Origin of the sequence: Flammeovirga aprica JL-4 (assembly GCF_012844305.1) — a bacterium.
GTDB lineage: Bacteria > Bacteroidota > Bacteroidia > Cytophagales > Flammeovirgaceae > Flammeovirga > Flammeovirga aprica.
This window is the reverse complement of record NZ_JABANE010000216.1, coordinates 1-5,554: the sequence shown is the minus strand read 5'-3', so window position 1 is coordinate 5,554 and position 5,554 is coordinate 1. Positions and strand designations below refer to the sequence as shown.

The window sequence follows — 5,554 nt, the reverse complement described above, 5'->3', positions numbered from 1 at the left end:
AGGTTTTAGAGACTTTTTTAGTCAAATTATTGATCTGGTACATCGTCGTAAGAATCATGGAGGGACCTCTACATGAGTGCAGAAGTAGGCAATAACTCCCTTCGATTTATAGGTGGTGGCTTTATGATCTTTACGCTATTTGCGAGGTACTTCTTTAATAGTTTTAGAAGGGGGAGGGTTTGATAAAATTCTTCTAGAATGAACTTTTATGACAAGGATTTTTACTCATAAAGTATTCATATTCTTTTATTGCATTAGAGCTTTCCTCAATCATTGGAAAAAGGCCGTTTCGAGCTTCCTTCAGGTTTTGGCAAACAACAAAATATTCATTTGACTTCAGCTCAAATAATGATGTTAATAGAAGGTATTTCTTTAGAAAAAATGAAGCCAAAAAGTGCGTTTTTAGTATCATTTTTGCTATAAATAAGAGGTGAGCAAGGATGAAAAAATAGCGTCATTAGAACACACAAATACTTCTTTAAATGAAGAAAATGCCCATCTAAAAGCACAGGTGGCTATGTTTCAAAGTATGCTTTTCGGAGCGAAATCCGAGAAGCGTAAGTACACTGATATTCCAAAAAATCAGTTGTCTATTTTTGAAGAAGAGAAAAAGCCAGTTCGCACAGCTCTACCCGAAAATCTGTAGCGTGTAGAAGAAGTCATCGAACCTGATCATGATTTAAAAGGTTGGCGAAAAGTGGGTGAAGATATCACGGAAGTACTTGAGTGTGAACCGGCACGTTTGTATGTTCGAAGAATCATTAGACCTCGCTACGTCAGAGAACAGGAAAATGGTGATAGCGTATTTAGTCAATCGACACTTCCATCTAATTTACCTTTACCAAGTCTATTGCATCTGCAAGATTAGCCGCTCAGATGATCATCAGCAAATTTGTAGACCATATTCCAATCCACCGCTTTATCAAGCAGTTTGAAAGACAGGATGTGTACCTGAAAAATGCAACGCTGATCGATTTACAAAAGAAGGTAGCAGAAAAATTAACGCCTCTATTTGAGTTATTATCACAAAAAGTAAGGCAAAGTAACTATCTTCAAATCGATGAATCAACCATTAAAGTAATGGGAACGGGCAAAAAAGGAGAAGCTCACAAGGGATATATGTGGTATTACCTGGATCCAAAAGAGAAAATTCTCTCGATTCATTACGCAAATGGAAGAAGTCAGAAATACCTGAAAGAACATCTTGGAAATTTCAAGGGATACGCTCAAACGGATGGTTATAAAGGATACGATTATTTTGAAAATATAACAACAATTACTCCCTTAAATTGTTGGGCACATGCACGTCGATACTTTTTTACGGCTTTTAAAGGTGGCTATAAAGATGCATCTAAGGTCGTTGATTTGATTGCCAAACTTTATGAATTAGAGAAAACGTTTACTGCAGATACAGCAATAGACGAAATTCAATCTCAAAGACAGAAATACGCTGTCCCTATCATCGATATGCTCTTCGAATGGGCTAGAAAACAACCTATTTTACCTAAAACAGATATAGGTAAGGCTATTACTTACTTTTTAAATCATGAAAAAGGGTTGCGAGAATACGTCAAAAATGGTGAATTACTCATTGACAACAACTCAATAGAAAACAAAATACGTCCGCTTGCAATTGGCCGTAAAAACTACATGTTTGCAGGTAATGAACAAGGTGCTACACAAATAGCAATGTTCTATTCCTTCTTTGCTACCGCAAAAATGCAAGACATTGAACCTTATCAATGGCTGAAAAATACACTTGAGAATATTGATGATTATCCAATCAATAAACTAGAGGAATTACTGCCTGTTAAATAAAGGGTGTAGACAAGTGCTGGTTGGCCGACTGCTTACGGTAATAGTAAGTTCTTAACCATTATTAAATAAGTCCACCTTGATTAAAAAAAGAAACATTGTTACATTACGGTATAATCTAACAATAAAAATTTTGAGAATGAAAAAGACAAATGATCTAATTGTATATAATCTATATGCTTACTAAGCAATAATATGTCAAGTATTGATAACATCAAAATTGAAGTTTTATATTGATCTAATTACCATAAAATGATTCTTTTATCTATAATATTGTTAATCATCTGTATCTGGTTTATAAAAAGTAATTTATCCAATAATCAAAAGCAGGTAAATAATAAGCCAAAAGACAACAATAATAACTTAAGGCCAACTCCAGATACTCCAAAATTAAGTAAACCTAAGCCTAAAACGAAGTCAATTAAAATGCTTTTAGAAGAAAAAGTATCAATGACATCGAGGTTGTATGCAATTTATTTAAGTAGCTACCATTATGATAAGTCTTTTGAAAGTAATGGAAATCAAAAAAAGGAATTTATTGAGCATTTGAATAAATTATTTGAAGCAGAACTAAGAAAAATTCCACTACTTGAGTATGATACAAAAGATATTATCAAAGAAGAGGTAAGGAGTACATTCAATCCTCAAGAATTGACTCAATTAAAGTTGATTTCAAATAAGGATAAAAACTTCTTTTATGAAATGATATGGGGAAATCTTCGTATCTATCAGTCTGTATTTGGTAAGAAAACAAATTTAGAAAAGGTTTATAATTTAAAAACTGATCTTCAAGAGGAAATAGATGAAAAGGAGAAAAGGTCTCAAGAAATAAGAGATAAAAAACTAAAGATTCAAGAAGGCATAATTAAAGCAGATTGGGAGTTAGAAAGTTGGCTGAAAACAAAAAGTGAAAGAGAAAATTGGGAGAGAGAAAGAAGGTTGGAAGCTACAAGAAAAGAAAGAGAGCAACAAAATAAAGAATATCAAAAAAGTATCTTAGCAAAGAGAGTTACATCAATAGTAAATGATGATTTTAGAGACCTTGAATTTAGTAATAGAACTTTTTTACACTTATGGGGTCATGGTGCTGAAAATATTTTTTATTCCTTCCAATCTAAAGTAGTTAAAGCCTATAAGAAGCATCTTGAATTAGAACAACAGGAGTATAACATAATACAGAATAGCTACAAGCAACTTTTTGGTACAGATTGGCAAGAAAAATTAATTCTTAAAGAGAGTAATAAAATTATTAGTTCATTTAAGTTTAATGATGATGACTCTTCAAATAATATTTATGAAAAAGAATTCAAGTTCAATACAAGGAAAAAGCTTGAATACACTAAGTTGTCCCAGTTGATCTTAGACTTATTAAAAGGAGAAGAAAAAGAATTAATACAACTATGGCGAAAAAAGAACTACCATCACATCAATAATAATTTTTCACGACCAAAAGATAATACTTTAGAATCTAGATTATGGGGTAATAGTGATGAAAAAATTAAGAGCTCTTGCAACTCATCGAGAGCATTTAAATATTTAGGATCTGATATTAACGAATATAGTAATCTATCTGTTGTAGAGCAGTTTTTTGATATTGCTAATCAAAAGAACTTACTTGATGAATTTGAAAGTGTATTCTTAAAACTTAGTAACCAAATTAGAGATGATAATACACAGTTAGTAAGGGAAAAATATGCTTCAATACCAGAAGAAAAGAAATTAGAGATAGAGAGTTCTAGTAAAGAAAGGTATCAAAAGGGGTATGAAAGATTAAAGGAAAGATTCATTACAGATATTGAAACCTTCAAGATTCAAGTACAAGAAGAAAAGGAAAAGCGGAAAATTGAAGCAGAGAAAAATAGATTACGTCTCATTGAACTTCAAAAGAAAGAAGAAGAAAGACGAGAAAGAGAAAGGATAGCTAAAATTGAAAGAGACCGATTAGCAAAGATTGAACGTGAACGACAAGAAGCATTAAGAGTACAAAAAGCTTTACGTTTAAAACAAGAATCCCTCACTCAAAGAGATCAATGGCTTTCCTCTTATTTCGAGATTACAGATAGAAAATATGGTTATAAATATGCTGCGTTATACCCTTACTACCCAACAAACTCTGAGTATGAAGCTTCAGAAGAAGAATGGGAAACTAGGAATCTCATTTGGAACTTTAAAGATGGTTATGATCATATAGAAATTGCTGAAAAAATAAGCAAATCACTTAACAATGTATACTCAAAAGAGGTAAGAGAATCGATGATTTTTATGGTCATTCCTGCCTCAACAAAAGAGAAACATTCAGACCGATACACCTCATTTGTTCCAGAAATATCAAGAAGAACAGGAATGCAGAATGGATTCAATGCAATCACAATAGAACATGATCGAGAAGCAAATCACACCTCTGAAACGAGGTCTAACGATACTATTTCCAACTTACGTTTTCAGTCACATTATTTTAAGGGTAAAAATGTAATCCTCTTTGACGATGTAATTACAAAAGGCACTTCATTTATACAAACAGCTGAAAAGATAGAAGAATTAGGAGCAAATAGCGTCACAGGAATCTTTATTGGAAAAACTTCTAGACCGAAAGCAACAGAGGATGAGAGGGAGAGTATAATCGAAGAAATAAGATCATCCACTAAATCATCTTTTAGTAGTACAGAGACTACAAGAAGAAAAATAAATCCTTATGGACATAAAAGAATGACAAGGGGTGATATTTTTACCTTTGGCAAATACAAAGGTAAAACTGTAAATGAAGTTCTAGATGTAGCACCTAACTATATTGAATGGCGTCATAAAAATATGCAAGATATTAGTTTTGATCTTTAATAATTTTTGTAATCAATATGTGTGATAAAATAAGAGTATGTACAGACTGTAATAATACTGACTTCTGGAGAGAAATAGAAGATGAGTATGGTAACGTTCAAGTTTATCAATGTACCATGTGTGATACATTTGATCAGTATAAAGTGATGAGTAAAGAAGCCTATTGTCAAGAATACTGGGGTATGTCAGCTGAAGAGTATGATGAATTTACAGCAGAGGAAATGCATAAAGCAGAATTAGATTATCATCAATATATGTCGAATCCTCGTAACAATAAATCTACTGATAACAGCGATGACCACACTCCAATACACTACGATGGAGAATAAATTAATTAGTAATAACATCTAAATCATTTAGGTTGACTAATTCTAACAAATGAAGACTATACAAGCAAAAAATATATGGAGAATACTTTTTAAGTTATTCTTAATAGCAATTAAAGTGTTTATTATTCTGATCGTATTTCTATTAGTAAGCTTTTACCTTGGCTTTTCTTTCAGTAGTGATATGGGCTACCAATTTGGAGATGGGCCAATCTCAGGTTACGAGCATAGACTTAGTTTTATGAGTGCAACATTACCATCTTATATGGTAGTGATTTTCCTAACTGCATTATTCTTTAATAAAGATTTAAAAGTATTGTTATTCAATATTTTAAAGAAAATAAATTGGAATAAAACAATCTTCTTTCATGAGAAAAGAAAAGGATTAGTGTATTGGAAAATTGTAGCATATTTCATGTCTTTTTTACAGACGATGTTTACCTTCTGGTTTATGAATCATAATGACTACAGGGTAATGGATGATTTAGGTTGATTCTTTGTTATATGTATATGAGACATTACAAAGAAATACGTTGTCCTCACTGTGAAGGCAACGATATAGTGAAAAATGGTCATAG

7 protein-coding genes are annotated in these 5,554 nt (G+C 32.0%); all 7 read left to right on the top strand.

Annotated features, from left to right (window positions below; genetic code table 11):
* Window positions 1-273: 273 nt before the first annotated feature.
* The 7 genes from HHU12_RS35170 (at window position 274) to HHU12_RS32995 (ending at window position 5,469) form a co-directional block, all read left to right on the top strand.
* Window positions 274-423 carry a hypothetical protein gene (locus HHU12_RS35170; RefSeq protein ID WP_205960062.1) on the top strand — a complete coding sequence of 50 codons (150 nt, stop codon included), beginning with the start codon at window positions 274-276 and terminating at the stop codon, window positions 421-423.
* A gap of 7 nt (window positions 424-430) precedes the next feature.
* Window positions 431-646: an IS66 family transposase gene (locus HHU12_RS35875; protein WP_169660994.1), complete on the top strand. Its 216-nt coding sequence runs from the start codon at window positions 431-433 to the stop codon at window positions 644-646.
* A 51-nt stretch (window positions 647-697) separates the two neighbouring features.
* On the top strand, window positions 698-868 hold the full coding sequence (locus tag HHU12_RS36010) for a hypothetical protein (protein ID WP_169660993.1): 171 nt from the start codon (window positions 698-700) through the stop codon (window positions 866-868).
* Window positions 850-1,818, top strand: coding sequence for an IS66 family transposase (tnpC, locus tag HHU12_RS33010; protein WP_317170564.1), 969 nt, complete (start codon window positions 850-852; stop codon window positions 1,816-1,818). The genes HHU12_RS36010 and tnpC overlap by 19 nt, the downstream gene beginning before the upstream one ends.
* Window positions 1,819-2,067: 249 nt before the next feature.
* Complete coding sequence (locus tag HHU12_RS33005) at window positions 2,068-4,650, top strand: phosphoribosyltransferase (RefSeq protein WP_169660991.1); 2,583 nt, start codon at window positions 2,068-2,070, stop codon at window positions 4,648-4,650.
* A 17-nt stretch (window positions 4,651-4,667) separates the two neighbouring features.
* Entirely contained in the window at window positions 4,668-4,979 is a 312-nt protein-coding gene (locus HHU12_RS33000) for a hypothetical protein (protein WP_169660990.1), read from the top strand.
* A gap of 49 nt (window positions 4,980-5,028) precedes the next feature.
* Window positions 5,029-5,469: a hypothetical protein gene (locus HHU12_RS32995; protein WP_169660989.1), complete on the top strand. Its 441-nt coding sequence runs from the start codon at window positions 5,029-5,031 to the stop codon at window positions 5,467-5,469.
* Window positions 5,470-5,554: the final 85 nt, after the last annotated feature.

Coding starts and splice junctions, on each gene's coding strand:
- HHU12_RS33005 (WP_169660991.1), top strand. CDS start 2,068: ATGATTCTTTTATCTATAATATTGTTAATCATCTGTATCTGGTTTATA.
- HHU12_RS33000 (WP_169660990.1), top strand. CDS start 4,668: ATGTGTGATAAAATAAGAGTATGTACAGACTGTAATAATACTGACTTC.
- HHU12_RS32995 (WP_169660989.1), top strand. CDS start 5,029: ATGAAGACTATACAAGCAAAAAATATATGGAGAATACTTTTTAAGTTA.